Origin of the sequence: Mariniflexile soesokkakense (assembly GCF_039650365.1) — a bacterium.
GTDB lineage: Bacteria > Bacteroidota > Bacteroidia > Flavobacteriales > Flavobacteriaceae > Mariniflexile > Mariniflexile soesokkakense.
In genome coordinates, this window is the sequence record NZ_JAZHYP010000005.1 from 238,486 (window position 1) to 255,784 (window position 17,299).

General features: G+C 32.7%; 7 protein-coding genes. All 7 read right to left on the minus strand.

Features of this window, described 5'->3' with window-relative positions:
- Positions 1-289 precede the first annotated feature (289 nt).
- Complete coding sequence (lacZ, locus tag VP395_RS11995) at positions 290-3,499, minus strand: beta-galactosidase, LacZ type (RefSeq protein ID WP_346242251.1); 3,210 nt, start codon at positions 3,497-3,499, stop codon at positions 290-292.
- A 55-nt stretch (positions 3,500-3,554) separates the two neighbouring features.
- The gene (locus VP395_RS12000; protein ID WP_346242252.1) at positions 3,555-4,901 is read right to left on the minus strand and encodes a DUF6055 domain-containing protein; all 1,347 of its coding nucleotides are present in this window, start codon (positions 4,899-4,901) and stop codon (positions 3,555-3,557) included.
- Between the two features lie 263 nt (positions 4,902-5,164).
- Positions 5,165-5,908, minus strand: coding sequence for a DUF4859 domain-containing protein (locus VP395_RS12005; protein ID WP_346242253.1), 744 nt, complete (start codon positions 5,906-5,908; stop codon positions 5,165-5,167).
- 382 nt (positions 5,909-6,290) lie between these two features.
- Entirely contained in the window at positions 6,291-8,249 is a 1,959-nt protein-coding gene (locus tag VP395_RS12010) for a glycoside hydrolase family 97 protein (RefSeq protein WP_346242254.1), read from the minus strand.
- Positions 8,250-8,363: 114 nt separating this feature from the next.
- A complete protein-coding gene (locus tag VP395_RS12015) occupies positions 8,364-11,114 on the minus strand; it encodes a DUF5695 domain-containing protein (RefSeq protein WP_346242255.1) in 2,751 nt (916 codons plus the stop codon).
- Between the two features lie 114 nt (positions 11,115-11,228).
- Positions 11,229-13,844 (minus strand): T9SS type A sorting domain-containing protein, encoded by a 2,616-nt coding sequence (locus VP395_RS12020; RefSeq protein WP_346242256.1) that lies wholly within the window; start codon positions 13,842-13,844, stop codon positions 11,229-11,231.
- A 208-nt stretch (positions 13,845-14,052) separates the two neighbouring features.
- Positions 14,053-17,115: a PQQ-dependent sugar dehydrogenase gene (locus VP395_RS12025; RefSeq protein WP_346242257.1), complete on the minus strand. Its 3,063-nt coding sequence runs from the start codon at positions 17,113-17,115 to the stop codon at positions 14,053-14,055.
- Positions 17,116-17,299 lie beyond the last annotated feature (184 nt).

A 17,299-nucleotide genomic window follows, 5' to 3' on the forward strand; every position in this document is an offset into this window, starting at 1 on the left:
CATAAAGATATGAATTTCATTAAATTAAATTCAATATCAGCTACTAATTTAAAATTATTCAAAACAACTCTAATACTCATAAATACTTCAATACTAATTTTCGAATTTCTTAAATATTATAAAGTTTTGGTACTACTTTTAAAAAATCAAATGATTTAATTGTTAATTTATAATAATCTACAATAGACATTAAATTTATAAATCTCATAAAAGAAGTATTTTACCAATTTAGTATAAATCTGACAATCAATATTGTAAATACTAACAATTTATATTCTAAGTAAAAAAATTAATTGAATACTGAAATATTAGTCCTAACTAAATCTTCTGAATTAGAAACAGGTTCTATTAAAAAGCTATAAGAATATTTTTTTGATGGTATTCTAAATGATTCATGAGGTAAAGCCTTTAAAGACCAACTGTCGTCACCTCCCAGTCCCATTTGGTTATGATCAATATTAACAGTTATAAAATCTCTTGGAACTAAATCATAAGTATGCAGAGCTTTATCAATATCTTCTGTGGTATATGGCCAAGCACTAAAACTTAAGTTATTTGAAATGGCAGTTATTTTTAATCCAACATCAATAAAATTAGTTAAAGCAAACCATCGAACTTCTGTTTTATTACCGCTTTCTTGTGGTCTTATATAGGCATAATAATCATTTAAAATGGATGCTTTATAAAGTCCTATATCTGCCCCCAATTGCCTGTCTATATAATTTTCCTGTGGGCCTTTGCCTAACCAAGTTACATTATCAAGAGATTTTGAAACTTCTAATTGCAATCCTAGTTTTGGTAGCATTGGTAAAGTTTTATCTCCCTCAAAAGTGGTTTCAACAAAAACAGTTCCCGTATTAGAAATGGTATAATCAACTGCCATGATTGTATTCATATTGTTAAATTGAAATAGGGTTTTAACCTTGATCTTTGATTTGCTTACAGGCATTATTTCAAACGATTTCAATATGCGATTTTGTGATGCTTCCTTCCACACAGCTAGTGTATTATAGTTTTTTCCACCCAAGCGATCATTATCTGTTAATGGTCTCCAAAAATTAGGTTTCAAACCATTTTTAATAAAGGAATTGTTTTTAAAAGTATACTTGTCTAATATACCAGTTTCAGAATTAAAATGAATTAAAAAATCTTTACCTAGAATTGTATTTTTGTTTACAACTAGTGTATTATTCGATTCTTTAGAAACTTTAAATGGTTTATGATAGTTTAGTTTTATTTGTTCCCAAGCTACTTCATATCCTTTTTCTGCCCAATTTAAATCTGATTTTAACACAAACCCAACTCGAACAAAATATTCTGCACCTTCAATAAGTTTTGGTGTTTTAAAAGGAATTAATACCTGAGTTGATTGGTTTGGTGCTAATTTTACAGGTTTCAATAAACCTTTTTGAATCGTTCTACCATCTTCTTGCAATTGCCAAATAATATCAAAATTAGATAAGTTGGTAAAATGATGCCTATTAAGTATTTCGACTTCTTTTTTGTCAATATCAATTGCCGATATTTTTATAGGCTGAAATACTTTTTTACATTCCCATAATGCTGGTTTTGGGTTAATGTTAGGATTAACAATACCATTAATACAAAAATTTGAAGAGTTGGGAAGATTTTCGTCTCCCATATCGCCACCATAAGCGTAGTATTCTAAACCATCTTTATTTTTTTGCAATAAGCCTTGATCTACCCAATCCCAAATAAAGCCACCAATCATATTTTTATGAGAACGAATGGCATCCCAAAACTCGAATAGATTACCTGTTGAATTTCCCATGGAATGTGCATATTCACACCAAATAATTGGTCTTGTCTCTTCTTTATATTCAGCCATCTTAACCATATAATCAATAGATGAATACATTCTACTAACCATATCTACATAATCAGGGTCCTTTAGAAAAGTTCCTTTTTTGGCAATGCCGTTTGTTTGAGCGCCTTCATAATGAATAAAACGTGTTTCATCATAATTTTTAATCCATTGTGCCATGGTTGCATGATTAAAACCAGATCCAGATTCATTACCTAAAGACCAAAATATAATAGACGGACTGTTTTTATCACGCTCTACCATACGAACTGCTCGTTCTAAAAAAGCACTTGCCCAATGGGTATCATTACTCAGTTTACCACCTATCCCATGAGTTTCAAGATTTGCTTCATCAATTAAGTAAATACCAAACTGGTCACATAACTCATACCATCTTTCATCATTAGGATAGTGAGAAGTTCTAACAGCATTAATATTAAATCGTTTCATAGTAAGTATGTCTTTAAGCATGGAAGCTTCACTTACTACTTTACCATTAATTGGGTCGTGGTCATGCCTATTAACACCATATAACAAGGTTGATTTTCCATTTATTAAAAGTTCGCCATCAACAATTTCAACCTCTCTAAAACCAACTTTTGCTGCCCTTGTTTCAACAACATCTCCTTCCCTATTTTTTAAGTCGAAAACCAAAGTGTACAAATTTGGTTGTTCAGCACTCCACTTTTTCGGATTTTCAATGGATGCTTTCATCATTGCAAATTCATTTTTCCCTCGTTGTGGATAGTTTTCTTCGTAAATTAAGCTTGCTTTTAGTCTATTTGTGTCTTTAAGTATATTGATATTATTTTCATCAAATAATTTTATCCCTAAGCTATAACCTTCTAAAGACTCTCCATCAAATACTTTTATTTTTGGCCGTATTTTAAGCGTAGCATCTGTATAATTTTCATCTAAATCTGTTTGCACAAAAAAATCATATAGTTGCACTTTAGGAGCCGCTGTAAGATATACATCTCTATGGATACCACTAAGTCGCCAATGATCTTGATCTTCTAGATAAACACCATCACTCCATCGAAACACTTTAACAGCAATATCATTTTTTCCTGCTTTTAAAAAAGGAGTAATATCAAAATGTGTGGGCAACATACTATCCTCACTATAGCCTAACATGTGCCCATTTACCCATACATAATATGCAGAACTAACACCACCAAATGTTAATGTAATTTGCATATTTTTCCATGTAGTTGGTACTTCAAAAGTTGTTCTATAAGCTCCTGTAGGATTGTCTTCTTTTGGTGTGAATGGCGGCTCTACAGGGCTAAAAGTATAGCCCGCACTAGTATATAATGCAGTACCATAACCTTTTAATTCCCAATTAGCTGGAACCTCAATAATATCCCAATTGCTATAATTAAACGTAGGTTCTTGAAACCCTTCTGGAATACCTTCAGGGGTTTCTGACCAATAAAATTTCCATTTTCCATTTAATGACTTATAGCGATTAGTTGCCTCTTTTTTATTTTTTAAAGCAGTAATTTCATCTGGATAAGAAAAAGAAGTAGCTCGAGAAGGCATTCTATTTATACCCGATACTTGTGGATCTTCCCAAGGTCTAATTTCGTTAGAGGATTGTTTGTTTATTTGTCCAATTGAATTTTGTACTGCAAAAAATAAAAAAGCGAAAATGATTAAATATGATTTCATAATTGCTTTGTTAAAAGTTGAATAAATTATTATTGAGCGCTATTTAAGAATTTATTTATTGTTTAGTAATTTCAGATTTGTATAAAGTTGTTCCCTTTAATTTAATTTTATACGGCCATTGGGCTTCTAATTCATCCGATTTGTTTTTTCCTCGCCTTTGAGTTAAAGTCCAATGTTCGGTTGGAGAACCACTAACAACTAACCATAAATAGGTTGTGTTTTCTGGAACCTTAAATGTAGCAATGCCGTTTTCGTCTTTATACATGTTTCCATAAACACGACTGCCGTCTTTTAATGAAGCCAAAAATCCATAGCGCCAACCAGCTTTAGCTATTTTAACAGCACTATATCCTTGGGCACCAGTAATAGCTTCAAAGTTTAATTTAACTTTTGTTCCTGCTTTGGGAACGTGCAATTTTATGCCATTATATCCATAATTTTGTGGACAATTAATAGAATCAATCTGATACCAACCATCTCCAATATCATTCAATTTACTTTTGTGTTGATTGGCATATGGTTTAGCGACAGAATCTATCCTTTTTAAATCCCAAGTGATAAATTTCCGAGAGGCATCAAACATTTCGTCATTAAACTGTTCTTGTGTTAGGTTATTCATACGCTTGTATGTCATAACAACATCTTCATCCTTTTGCGTCGCCCTGCATAAGTTACCCCAAAATTCAATACCATGTTTTTCAGACCAATATTCCAACACATAAGGAGAGTGATACATATTTGCTGGATGTAAAAAGGCATAATGCGTTCCTTTTAAAAAATCTTTTAGGTGATAGTTTTCAAAAGTCATCCACTCAGGATATACTTGCCATAACATGTATTGCGCAGACATTTCCATAACAGATCCTCCTGGACCAGTTTTGCTATCAGCACGACTCATGTATTGAAATGCATGCCCAATTTCATGTGCCAATGCTCCATAAGGAGGTTTGTTCATTCGCTTAGCAGGTGTCCATAAAACACCAACCTTTTCTTCTTCTCCCCCACCAAAAGCGGTATTCTCATCACCTCCAAAAACATATATTAGTAATTTGTAGCTATCACTTATGGAATTTCCTCTTTGAACCAATTTTAAATCATTTACATAAAAATTATAGAACCGTTCGCACTCAATAATTGCTGTTTTGGGATCGAAACTTTTCGTGAAATCTGAATTAGTCATTGGATTATTGCCATATTCTTTATGCCAGAACATTGCTATATTGTCAGATTCTATCATACGACTATAACTATAATCGCTTTCAGGATCATCATAGTTATTGTTTTCTGGAACACGCCAAACTTTAGCTGGGATATAGCGCTCTTTTTGTTGATTTTCTTGTGCTAGGGCAAATACGCCAAAGCCCAAAGCTGAGATTAAAATAATGATTTTTAATGGTTTCATTCTTATTTCTTAGTTAAATATAACATCTTATTCAGTTAATAAATCAACTTTAAGTCCATAAATAGCCAAGGCCATTTCATTTTGTCTTGAGTCGTTTACATGCTTTGTCCCTATTTGTTTGTTTCAGGACGGGACAGACATAATAAATAAAGCCTTGAAAATCTCAAGGCTTTATTATTTTACAACCAATATTATAACGAGTGGTATTCTTAAAAAAATAAAAGAATTCTCTAAATTTAGCTGTCTAAATTAAGCCAAATAGCTTATAATGATATCTTCTTCACAAAAGAATCATTAATCCTTATGATTTTAATTCCTGATGATAACGCTACATCAAAACTATCCCCTTGAATTTTCTCATTAAAAAGTGTTTTTCCTAAGATATCATATATCTTAATTGTGGAATTAATAGGTAACTTATTAACGAATAAATGATTATCATTCTTCCAAATTCTTATAGAGTTAACTTTTGATACATTATAAGTACTTAAAGTTGCTACTATAGTAAGATTAATAACAAATACATAACGTTTTACATCTCCACCGCCAGACGGTGTATATGTAAAGGCTTGTTTTGTTGTGTACATATCATCAACAGCGGATCTGTCAGGAAATTGACCAACATTGAAACTAAAATTAGGTGCATTTTTTTCAGAATATACATAGGCACCATCACCCCAACCAATAGTATAGCCGTCAGTAGTAAACCAATGTCCAGGGGTATTCGCTGTTGATGCGGTATTAAAATTACCATCAGGCTCTATGGCTCCATACACAATTTCGGTACCAAATAAAGATGAAAACTCTGTTGTAGTAATTCCAAAAAAGGTACTTATTGCCTCTACGTCTAGTGGAACATTCGTAGCCGAATAATCACTTGTAGGTAGTTGTTGGATGTTGTAAGTAATCGTTTCCTCAACTTGTGCAAAAACTTGTGAAGTGCTGATAAATAACGTTAATAAAAACGTCCATTTAAAAAATGGTAAAAAAAGTAGTTTGTTTTTCATAATAAATGATTTTAGTTAATATTTTTTTGTATGGTCAATCAAGATTTATCAACAAAAACCTAGTTTATTTCTTTTCTGTAAAAACAATGAATGATCTCATACTTCATTGCAATATAACAAGTTATATCTGTTTAAAAGACCAATAAATTAGCACATACTAATACTATATTGACTATTTATTACTAATGTGTTTTTAATAGCAAGTAATCATGCGGTCCTTTTTAAAATTAGGAAAAGCTATACTATTTGTAAGCATCAGTTTTTTTTAAATAAAACAGCTTTTAAAATGGTATATCGTTAAGATAATATTCAATAGGTATTTTTTGCTATTTAAATTAATTGGTATTCTGGGATAAGTTAATGTTGTTTTATAAAATTCGAATTATTGTTTGCTAATTATGGCAGACCAACCACCTCCTTTAGCCATAGTTGCAGAAACTCTAGTGTTTTTACTTACGGTTAATGTTTCTATTTTATAGTCTTGGGCAAACATATCAACATTTATACCATCTTTAAATACTTCCATATTAAAAGAGCCTTCACCTAAAAAAGATAAATCAATATCTAAATTTCTAGCACTGTCATCTGTCATACCACCAACATGCCAAACACTTCCTTTTCTTCTAGCCACCACAATATAATTACCTACGGCGCCATGTAGCACTTTTGTTTCATCCCATATAGTTGGTATTTTATTTATAAAATCAACAGTTTCTTGTTCTTTGTAATAGGTTGATGGCGATTCGCACATCATTTGTAAAGGAGCTTCATACACTACATACATAGCTACTTGATGCGCTCGTGTGCCTAAACTCATAGGCCTATCAAAACTAATGGCATAATTTTTAGGTTGCTTGTTTATCATAGCACCAGGTGTAAAATCCATTGGGCCAGCTGCCATGCGAATAAAAGGAATGGTCACTGTATGCTCTGGTGTAATGTCTTCACTCCATTTATTGTTTTCGTTACCTCTAACACCCTCATAATTCATGACATTTGGATACATACGGCGTAATCCAGAAGGTTTAAAAGCACCGTGAAAATCTACTAATAATTCTAATCTAGCACATTCTTTAGCAATTTTTTCATAGGAGTTCACCATATACTGGTCGTTACGTTGCATATAATCAATTTTTATACCTTTTGCTCCCCAACTTTTATAGGTTTCAAGAATTTCAATAAGGTTTTCATCCAATGGTTTCCAAAGCACCCAAAGGATAATATCGACATTTTTTATCTTGCCATATTCAATTAATTCTTTGACATCCATATCTGGATTAAAATCAAGAATATCTGTGGTAGATTTTGTCCAACCTTCATCTAAAATAACATACTCAATGCTGTTTTTTGAAGCAAAATCAATAAAATACTTATAAGTTTCTGTGTTTAGTCCTGCTTTAAAATCTACGCCGTAAATATTATTTGCATTATACCAATCCCAAGCTACTTTACCTGGCTTAATCCAATCGGTATTTTTTATTACAGTTGGTTTTGCCAATTGGTAGGTTAAGTTACTCTCTACAAAAGTACGGTCATCATCACTTATAATAAATACACGCCACGGATATTCTCTTTTACCTGTAGTTTGAGCAATGTAATCGGCTTCTTTGATAATGGTTTGAACCCGATCTGATTTTCCGCCTTTATCAACGGCTTCCAATACATACTTCGGAAATATAGCATTCATTGTTGTACTTGCATTTCCTTTTAAAAATAAGCCCGGATAATCATGTAGTGCTGTTTCAGTAAATAACACATTCGCTTTTTCTGCTGTAAATAACACGGGAAGGCTACAAAACTCATTCGACTTGATGTTTGTTAAAGATTTATCCAAATACAAGCGTTCGTTGTGCGAATACATAGATTCTTCTTGCGGAAACAGTGATTTTGTGCTTTCGGGAAATGTTAATGATACGTTTTCTGAAATGACATGTCGTTTTGCTTTAGCTTCATCAATAAATTGATATGCAACCCCATCATTATAAGCACGGAAATTGAGTTTGTAATTGCCACTATATACAATAGAAAGTTCGGTGTAATTATCTTTTATTTCTGAATCTTTATGAGGAATTACAGGATATATAGTTTCAGAAACACTTTTTATAGTGTACTTTTTAACTATGGGTTTTATTCCAAAATCTGAACCAGTAGAAAAATCCATTCCAGCTTCTGCGTTTTCAATAATTAAATTACCATTTAAGGAGGCTGTCCATTTTATCTTATCCGAATTGTAAACACTTAGTCGTATGCTACCATCTGGAGATTTAATATCATATTGTTGTGCCGATGCTTGGAAAATAACTAATAGTAAAACAGATAAACAGAACGATGCTTTTTTCATTTATAGTTGTTGTTTTTTTTAATGTGATGCATTTATTATTAGTTTATAAAAATAAACCATTTTAAAAACAACACTAGGGTAATTATTACCTAAGCTTTGTTATATATTACCCTTTTATAGCTTAATACTTATAATATGTTGTTTATTATTTATAGGAAGCATATATGTTTTTTCGTCTTCATTTTTGTTTCCTTCGGGGTTTAATTCTTTTCCATCTATAAAAACTTGCCATTTATTTTTTGATAAAAGTGTCATTTCGGTAGTATGACTACCATTGGCTTTGTTTTCAATAGTCAATATTATTTCATTTTTTTTTGTAGAATATGTTATTGGTGAATCTTTTTTTAAACCATCTCTATTTAAAGTCACACCTATTTTCTGTTTATTAGAAATCACCCAAAATGTATTTAAAACACCATCTTTAGGTAAAATAGAGAAAGTATTATTTTTTAGGGTATGAGTACCACCATAAGTAAACCATCCAAATATGGGGTCTTCTGCTAAAATGGTAGCTGCCGTTCTAAAAATAGCACCGTTACCTAAATCGGCTTCACCATCATAATTCCAAGAGCCTCGTGGATTCATTCTACCTTGTAACCAAATTTTACCATTTTTTTGCGGGTTAAATGCCCAACCCATGGCACCATCGTTTTCTTTTCCAGAATACCAATAACCATAACTAGAATTTTCTATTCCAGAATTCACTAAAGCATAAGAACTTAAATATGATGCATAACCCAATTGCAACCAATCCCAAGGGGTTTCAGAAAAATTAAGTGCATAATCTAAAATACTCCAACCACCCATTCTGGCCATATAACTTAGGGTATCATCTGAACCATAAAAATAGTAAGCATTATTTAACCAACCCCTAACCGCAAGACCTGCTAAATGCTGCCGCTCCATAAATAATTTACTATCCTCTTTTTTAACTTCAGGATGTGAATACCATTTATCAAGTTTAACATCATACCAAAGTTTTGAGTCGGGTTTCATATCTGTGGTTGCACCGTATTTAGCAAAAGCATAACTAGATTCAAAGGCTGTTCTATCAAAACTATACTCTGACCTAAAGGGATATTTATCATCATAAACAAAATATTTTACTTTTTTCTCCCATTCATTTCTCAGGAAATCTGCATCATCATGTCTACCATAATCTTCCAACGTTTTAATAATTGGCAACAAAACCAATTCATTATAGCAGCCCCATTTGTAGGTATCGTACCAAGGAAGAATTTCATAAGGATATATAAAATAAACTTTTGCTGTTTGAAAAGCCCGTTCTAAATACCCTTCAGCATCCAAATAACTAACTTTTTCTGGATAAAATTTGGCAATTTCATACATGTGATAGTACAGCATAAATAAATGAGGATAATCATAAGAGCGCCAGATGTGTTCTTTATCTAAATTTCGATTACTTATACCAGTTTTTAAAAGTTCATCTTTATTAACCTTCCAATTAGGTACTCCGTAAATGCCGTAAGGATATTTTTCGTCTTGATTTGTAAGTTGTAAGCCTCCCCAAACATAATTTTCAAGGTAATATTCTAGAGATGCGATTTCTTTATCATCAGGAGTGAATACATTTTTTGCTGCTAAAAAAGGTGCTTTACATAAAGCAGGATCATCACTTGCTAAAACATAACCCCACCAATTATCAAAACCATCTGTATTATCAGGCCCTCTTAGTTGTTTTGCATCCATATCCCAAATAGAATACAAGCCATTATACCATTTTGTTGAATCTGTATGTTGTTGTTTTTCAACAATAAACTTGCTTCGTTTTTTTATTAATGTTTCTATGGGTTCCGTTGAAAAGAATTCTAATACTGTTTTTTCATTTCCATTATAATAAATGGTAAGCATATTTTCACCTAACTTTTTAAAACTTACTTCATAAATTTTAGTGTCTTCTTTATTAGATTTTAAAATTTTTAATTCTGTTAGTTTAGGGTATTCCGCCACTATAGAATCGATTGTGTTTTTTGAACGCAAAGCTATTTTAGCTGTTAAATCTTGCGGAATGGACATTCCTGGAACGATTCGGGTATCAAATAAATTGTTTTTATAAAGAATGTCCCTCATCTCTTCATAACTATTTGCCCACTCTATTCTGAAACCGTATTCAGCGTTATCACCATTTGTGCCACTCGGGTTTAATTTTAAACTTGTATTATCTAACCTCCAACTTCCTTGCTTTTCTTCAGAAGCTGAAAGTGAAGAATGAATAAACACTTTATATTTATTTCCTGCTTCATTAAAATACTCAAGTATTGTTCCCGGTTTGGTCATCACCATTAGGTAAGGTGCTTCGCCAGATGGTCTAGTAAAATAAATGAACGAACCGTTTTCTGCAATATGTTGGTGCTCTACAAAGCCTTTTTCAAAAACATACTCAGGGTTTTCACTACTAGGTTTATTCCACGGAAGTGGTATTGCTAAATCTCCAATAGTTAAAGGAAATTTACTCATATTTTGAATATTGATATTCCAATCGATACCCCCATTATTTACAGCAAAAGAACGCACCATTTTTATGGGCATTCCTTTTATAAAGTCTGTATAAATAATGTTATTATCATTTTGAGAAACAGTAGTTTCATCTGTATATATACTTAGCCAACTTTTTGGAGCAATTTGATATTGTACTTGAGCATGCCCCCAAACAGAGCCAGCACTAACTATATTAGCCTGATGTGAATCATGAGGTGATATTATTTTAGTAATACCGTCATGGTTTAACTCAACGGTAATATTATCATCTTTTAAAGTTTGTGTTTTATTGTTTTGACTATTTATGCTTTTACAAATACCTATAAAAAACAGGGCATAAATTATGTGTTTATATTTAAAACTCATTTCATTAATTTTAAATTAATTGATATGCTTTTTTAAAAAATTTAACACTTAGTAGTTTATTAAACAAACTACTAAGTGCTAATAAATAACTATATACTTACTAAACAGCCAACTTTACTGTATTACAATTTTTTTAGTTTGCTTAAAGTTTTCAGTTTTAATAGTAACAAAATAAATGCCTTTTGAAAGTTTTGATGAGGACAATTGTTCATCAGATTTGCAATTATCTTTCTTATAAAGCACTTGTCCGTTTAAACTCAAAACCTCTACATTGTAGTTAGTAATTGTATTATTTTGAAGTTTTATATTAATAGCAGAACCGTTTTGTGTAGGATTAGGATAAATTGTAAAACTTGAAGCATTAGATGAAAAATCATTAGTTGATAACGGCTCAGAAATATCTACTTTCCAATCAAACCAGTTTTTATCAACACCTGCTGTTTGAATAGCACCTGATCCTAATTTTAATTTGTAATTAAATTTTGAAGTACGTGTACTTTCACCTTCATAAATATAATCGGAGTTAGCAATAACAGCGAAAATAACACCATTTGCTGGTTGACCTTCTGCGAATGATATAGTAGCATCACCAGCGTATGTAGGTTTGCTATAAAAAGCAGCACCTGCTTTTGTACGGTAGCATAACCGCATTGTCATATTTTTTCCTAAAGGTTGGAAAAATACAGTCGCATCAGTTCCTGTGACATGAATAGGTACTATGTTTGCTCCAGACCAACCCGGTAATGTTCTTTCTTCAGGAATTAGAAAATCTTCAGAATCTTTAGTTGTTTTTGCATACGGTGTTGCCTTCCATGTAGCAAGATCATCAATAAGGGCTGGTCTTTCAGGACCTACATTTCTTCCCATATTATTTCTGTACATGTTTAAAATACCCTCTGTATATTTACCAAAATCTGATAAAGCTAGTCGAGCGCGATATTCTTGAATTAGGGTACGTGTTTTTGCATCGCCTATACCGTTAACAGTACCATTACCATTTGCAATACCTTCTAAAACGTATCCTTCACAATAGTTCCATATCCAAGGTAAGCTTTTTTGATCTACTATTTCTCCTAAAAATGTTGGGAATATGGAACTGTATTGAACACCTCCAATAACATCTCTTGTTTTTCTAAGTTCTTGATTTTGACTATTGAATATTCCAGAACTTACACCTTGAGCTTTAGGACCTCCAAAAGTACCATCTTGTAACCAGCCACTATAACATTCTATAGGTATAAATGGCGCCATAACCGACCCCATACTTAGCCATCCTAAGTCTATGTTGCGAAAATCCTCAAGTCCAGATTTTTGAATATCTAATTCCATTTGTAACCAGACATTAGAGCCTTCGTGAAACCATGCGGCATCTCTACACCCCGGTAAAGACGCATAAATAGCGTGAATACCTTCATGAACACAAGCACCTCTTTGTCCTGCAGCATCAGGGAATGTTGTATTAGGGTCAAAACTATTCACTGGATAATACGACAATAACACCATTGGCCAAGATTGACCATCTTGAGTACCGACACCACTTTGCCATCCTCCAAGATCCGTGTTAGAAGCATTATCTGTACATAAACCAGACCCAAATAAATAAACGGAACTACGGTAACCTGCTCTATATAATTTATCTGGCGGCCATCCCATATTGTTTCTTAGATAAGAAAAATCTTCATCCAAACGCTTTAACAATCCATCAACAGCAGCGGTAGTTACTAATGGGTTTGCATTAGGTCCTGCATTAAAGGTCCATGAACCATAGTCTCGACTCCAAGCAACATCGCAGCCATTATAACCAGGGTAATCTTCTTCTAGATTTTTGATTGGTACAGGGAAATCTGGATAATCGCTTTTAAAATCGTAGTGTAAAGTATTATCGTATGCTGGCCAATTTGTGAATTGATTTACCGCATCTTTAACTGTTAAATAGAAATCTGTTGAAGATGTCCTTCCACATGCATTAACATATAAAAAAGTATAAGTTCCAGAATTGTTAGATTGTAAATTGGATAGTGTAAGAGCTAGCTCATTCGATACAAAATTATTTGGACCAGTCCATTTCATTTTTCCCAAACTCAAATCAGTTGATGATGCAGGAATAAGTTCAACAACTTCACCTGCATTTACAACCGCAAAATTTTGTTCTTCAGGCGTACCATTAATTATAACACTTGATGTAATTGGTGTAGAATCGCATTCTGTAGTTTCAATTCCAAATACTTGAAATTCAATAATTCCAGTAGATGTTGCACTTTTCATATTAACTCTTATTTTACTAGTGTTTATTGCTAAATCACTAAGAGTATTAAAGGTGTTTAATGCTTTACCAATGGCTCCAGCGTTAATCCATTCCAGTCCATCCCAATACTGAATATAAGCATCTGATGGGGCTATTAAGCCACCGCCATCTGAAAACCAGTAAACAGAAACACTGCTTATACTATGTGCAAAATTCCATTGGTATTCAACCCAATTGTATTTACCATAATCTGCGTCACCATTCCAATTTCCGTAAATTGGACGCGTTCTATCTGATGAACTTGTGGGTGTAAAACCATCGTTAACCGAATTTAAATTTTCCCAGGGAGACACATGAGATGTTGAAGTTTGTGTAGAATTTAGCATTGCTAAATTAGTTTGAGCAATTGCTAAATAACTGCTTAAAAATAATGTTAGCAGAAATGTCCATTTATAGAACAATAAAAAAGGTGATTTTTTTTTCATAAGAGCATGTTTAAATTGTTTTTAAAATCAATTAAAAGTTTTAGTTTGTTGATTACAATTTAAGCATCTAACAAGATCTTAACACACTGATTATTACCCAATAATATGCAAATATTAGCTTCATTTGTTTTGAAAAATCAGATGATGCATGGTTAAAAATAACCTTAACAAATACATTTTAACACATACTAAAAATGGATGTTTCTATTTATTTTTTAACAATTATTTTTTTTGAAAATTGAATTGAATCACTTTTGAATTTAACATAATAAACCCCTTCTGCCATATACCATAAATTAAACGTTTCTATTGCACCATGATTTTTAGGAATAGTTTTATTTATTACCACTTTACCAGATGAATCATATACAAAAATCTTAACTTCTCTATTTAAAAAATTAGTAAGATTAATATTTAACAAACCATTTGTAGGGTTAGGAAATATACCTATTTCTAAAGTTTTTTCGCTTTTGACTGAAAGTGCTGAAAGTGGAGCTCCTATTACTCTCCATTCTAAAATACCAGTAGATTCATTACTATTCAACATAGAAACTCTAAGCTTTGTGGTAACAATGTTGCTAATGGCAAGCGTGTTCCAAGAATCTTTTTCCAAAGGAACGTTTCCAACCTTAACCCATTTATTACTGTCCCAATATTCAATATATGCCATGGTAGGTATTAGTATGCCCCCATTATCATCAAACCAATAGATTTGAGTTGAGGTAATTTTGTGTGATTCGGGCCAATTATATTCGACCCATTGTATTGAGTTTGGATTATTCCAGTTACCATACGCTAAATTAGATTTATCATTTGAGCTGGCAGGGGTAAAGTCATTATTAACTGCTGCCAATGATTCCCATGGAGATACATAAGAGGTTCTAGCTGTAGCTGTTAAGGCAATATTATTATAAGCAGTGGGCTCAAGTTGGTCTATCCATAATCCAATAAGATCTACGGCTTTTTTATCAATGACATTTTTTGCAATTGTAGGCATAGCAATATTTGGATCTACACTATTCATTCTATGGAAAAGAACAGATTTGGACTTGTCTCCAGGTGCAACAACCCGTGCGCCTTCGATTCCAAGAAGGCTACTAGGATTTGCATATAATAGATTTGTTTGGTCTAAACTGTTGAATAGTCTCATATCTAATTTAGCTCTTTCAGCAGTTCCTCCAGGTCTATGGCAATATGCACAATTTAAATCTAAATAAGATCGAGATCTCTCTTCTAAACTAGCATTAGAATCGTCTAGTGCCTTGTGTGTTTGATACTGCAAAGCTTTATTATCGTCTATTGCTTCATCTAAAATACCTAAATGACTTAGCGTAACCAATTGATTTGCTTTAAGTGTCGTTTTTGGATAGGTCATTTCAGAATTTAAATATCTTGTTCTTGGTCCTATAGTGCCCCCAATTACTGGATTATGGCAAGTAATACAGTCTTGAGTGCCTGGGTATGTCCACGTTTGATTTTTGGTAGATCCATTCTGAGTCTTTATTTCTATAGTTTCCTCTATACCTGAATCTAACAATACGGCATCCGTTTGTTCATCATTCCATTTATAAGTTAAGTAATAAAATGAACCTGGACTGGTTTTAACCGAAAATCTAGTTTCTAACCGTTTTGTTATGTTAGGATTTAATTCATCAATAGGCAATTCAAAATGTTTTATTAACACAGAACCTACAGGAAATTCCCAATCACCATCCTCAGAAAATTTAATTTTTTCTGCTGGAGTATTATGAGTGCCATCATTAGGTATTACCATCCATCTCTTTTTCTTGGCACCGTCAGACCAAAAGGATTCTATAAGTTCATACGGAATGACGCCTTCGTTTGGCTCTAAGGTCTCTAGGTTTTTGAAGGCACCTGTTTCAGAAAGTTTTTGAGGAAAACCACTTTCTGGCTGTCCACTTGGCACCATTTTATATAGCGGTACATTATCACCAAGTTTAAGCAAGTAAAGCTCGCCATCATTTCCTTCTCCAAAAGATATAATCTGTGTTGGCGTAAAGGAAGCTATAAGTTCATAATCCCCCGTATTAATATCAACCGCCCAAATTTCTGACCCGCCACCAAAATCGGCACAAATATACTTACCATAATAATTAGTCATGGAGGAACCACGGTAAATGTAGCCTCCAATAAGTGCATTGGCTTCAGCCCTAGGAAAAGCCACCAAAGGCCCTTTCTGTGTCATGCCATCCAACATTGTGGTACAATTTGTACCAGGGCTGTCGCGGTATCCTTCAAATATAGGCCAACCATAATTCTGTCCTTTTTCAAGTACATTAATTTCATCATGGTAAAATTCACCAACTTCTCCAATATAAAAGATACCTGTAAGTCTATCCTTGGTCATACGGTGAGGATTTCTATGGCCCACCGTATAGTATTCCTCAAAACGGCTACCATTAGGGCTTAAAAACGGATTGTCGTTAGGTATCCAGTAACCAACTCCAGAAAATTCATCATTATAGAGAGCTCCTGCTGGTAACTTACGAATAGGGACATGACTTTTGGAGGGGTCTTGATTTACATCGAGCCTTAAAATTCCTCCATCTAAATTTGACCAAGTATTTTGTGGTTTGGAATATGATGATTGATCTCCAGTTGTTAAGTACAAATAGCCATCATTACCAAAGTTAAGCGATCCTCCATAATGTGCAAACCCGAACATGCGTCTTTTCATCATAACCAATTCAGTTCCTGCTACTATTTTGAAAGTATTTGGATTTACCTCAAAACGTTTTAAAATCATAGAACTCCCTACATACTGAGTATTATCACAAACAAATCCGCCGCCGCCGTCAGAATTACCTCCATTACTATCTTTGGTTTGATAGTAAACATAAAAATAATTTTTACCAGATTGACCAAACTGCGGATGGATGGCAAGTCCTAAAAAACCATTATCATTACTATTACCAACTTCACCTGAAAAATCAACTACAAGGTTTTTTATTTGCACCTCGTTATTATCCTCAAATGAATATACAATACCATTTCTTTGCCCTATAACAATAACATTACTATTGGGTACAAGCGTAAATGTTAAAGGCGAATCGAACCTTAGGTTTGGGAATGCCTCAACATAAGGATTATCTGGCAAATAATCTGGAAAATTACCATTCAAAAATCTTCCTACTGGTTCAGGATTGGTAAAACCTGGACCCACTAAAAAAGAAACAAAACTTAAAGTAGCAAATATTAAAACCCCTAAAATTGCAATTAAAATCTTATTATTTTTGTTTGAAATATTCATCGAATTTAAATTTATTTTAAACTGTTAATACTTTTATTCAATAGACTTAATTTATTAAAACAACTAGATGAATTACAAATATAATTTATTGAAATTCAATAGATTGTTTACTTATTTGCAAAAAAAAATCAGTGTATGAATTAAATAATGATTGATTTATGAAGCTTATGTGATAATATTTCGA

What these genes read in the sequence shown, in the direction of transcription:
- VP395_RS12010 (WP_346242254.1), bottom strand. Translation starts at nt 8,249, where the DNA reads ATGAAAAAAGCATCGTTCTGTTTATCTGTTTTACTATTAGTTATTTTC.
- VP395_RS12020 (WP_346242256.1), bottom strand. Translation starts at nt 13,844, where the DNA reads ATGAAAAAAAAATCACCTTTTTTATTGTTCTATAAATGGACATTTCTG.
- VP395_RS12005 (WP_346242253.1), bottom strand. Translation starts at nt 5,908, where the DNA reads ATGAAAAACAAACTACTTTTTTTACCATTTTTTAAATGGACGTTTTTA.
- VP395_RS12000 (WP_346242252.1), bottom strand. Translation starts at nt 4,901, where the DNA reads ATGAAACCATTAAAAATCATTATTTTAATCTCAGCTTTGGGCTTTGGC.
- VP395_RS12015 (WP_346242255.1), bottom strand. Translation starts at nt 11,114, where the DNA reads ATGAGTTTTAAATATAAACACATAATTTATGCCCTGTTTTTTATAGGT.
- lacZ (WP_346242251.1), bottom strand. Translation starts at nt 3,499, where the DNA reads ATGAAATCATATTTAATCATTTTCGCTTTTTTATTTTTTGCAGTACAA.
- VP395_RS12025 (WP_346242257.1), bottom strand. Translation starts at nt 17,115, where the DNA reads ATGAATATTTCAAACAAAAATAATAAGATTTTAATTGCAATTTTAGGG.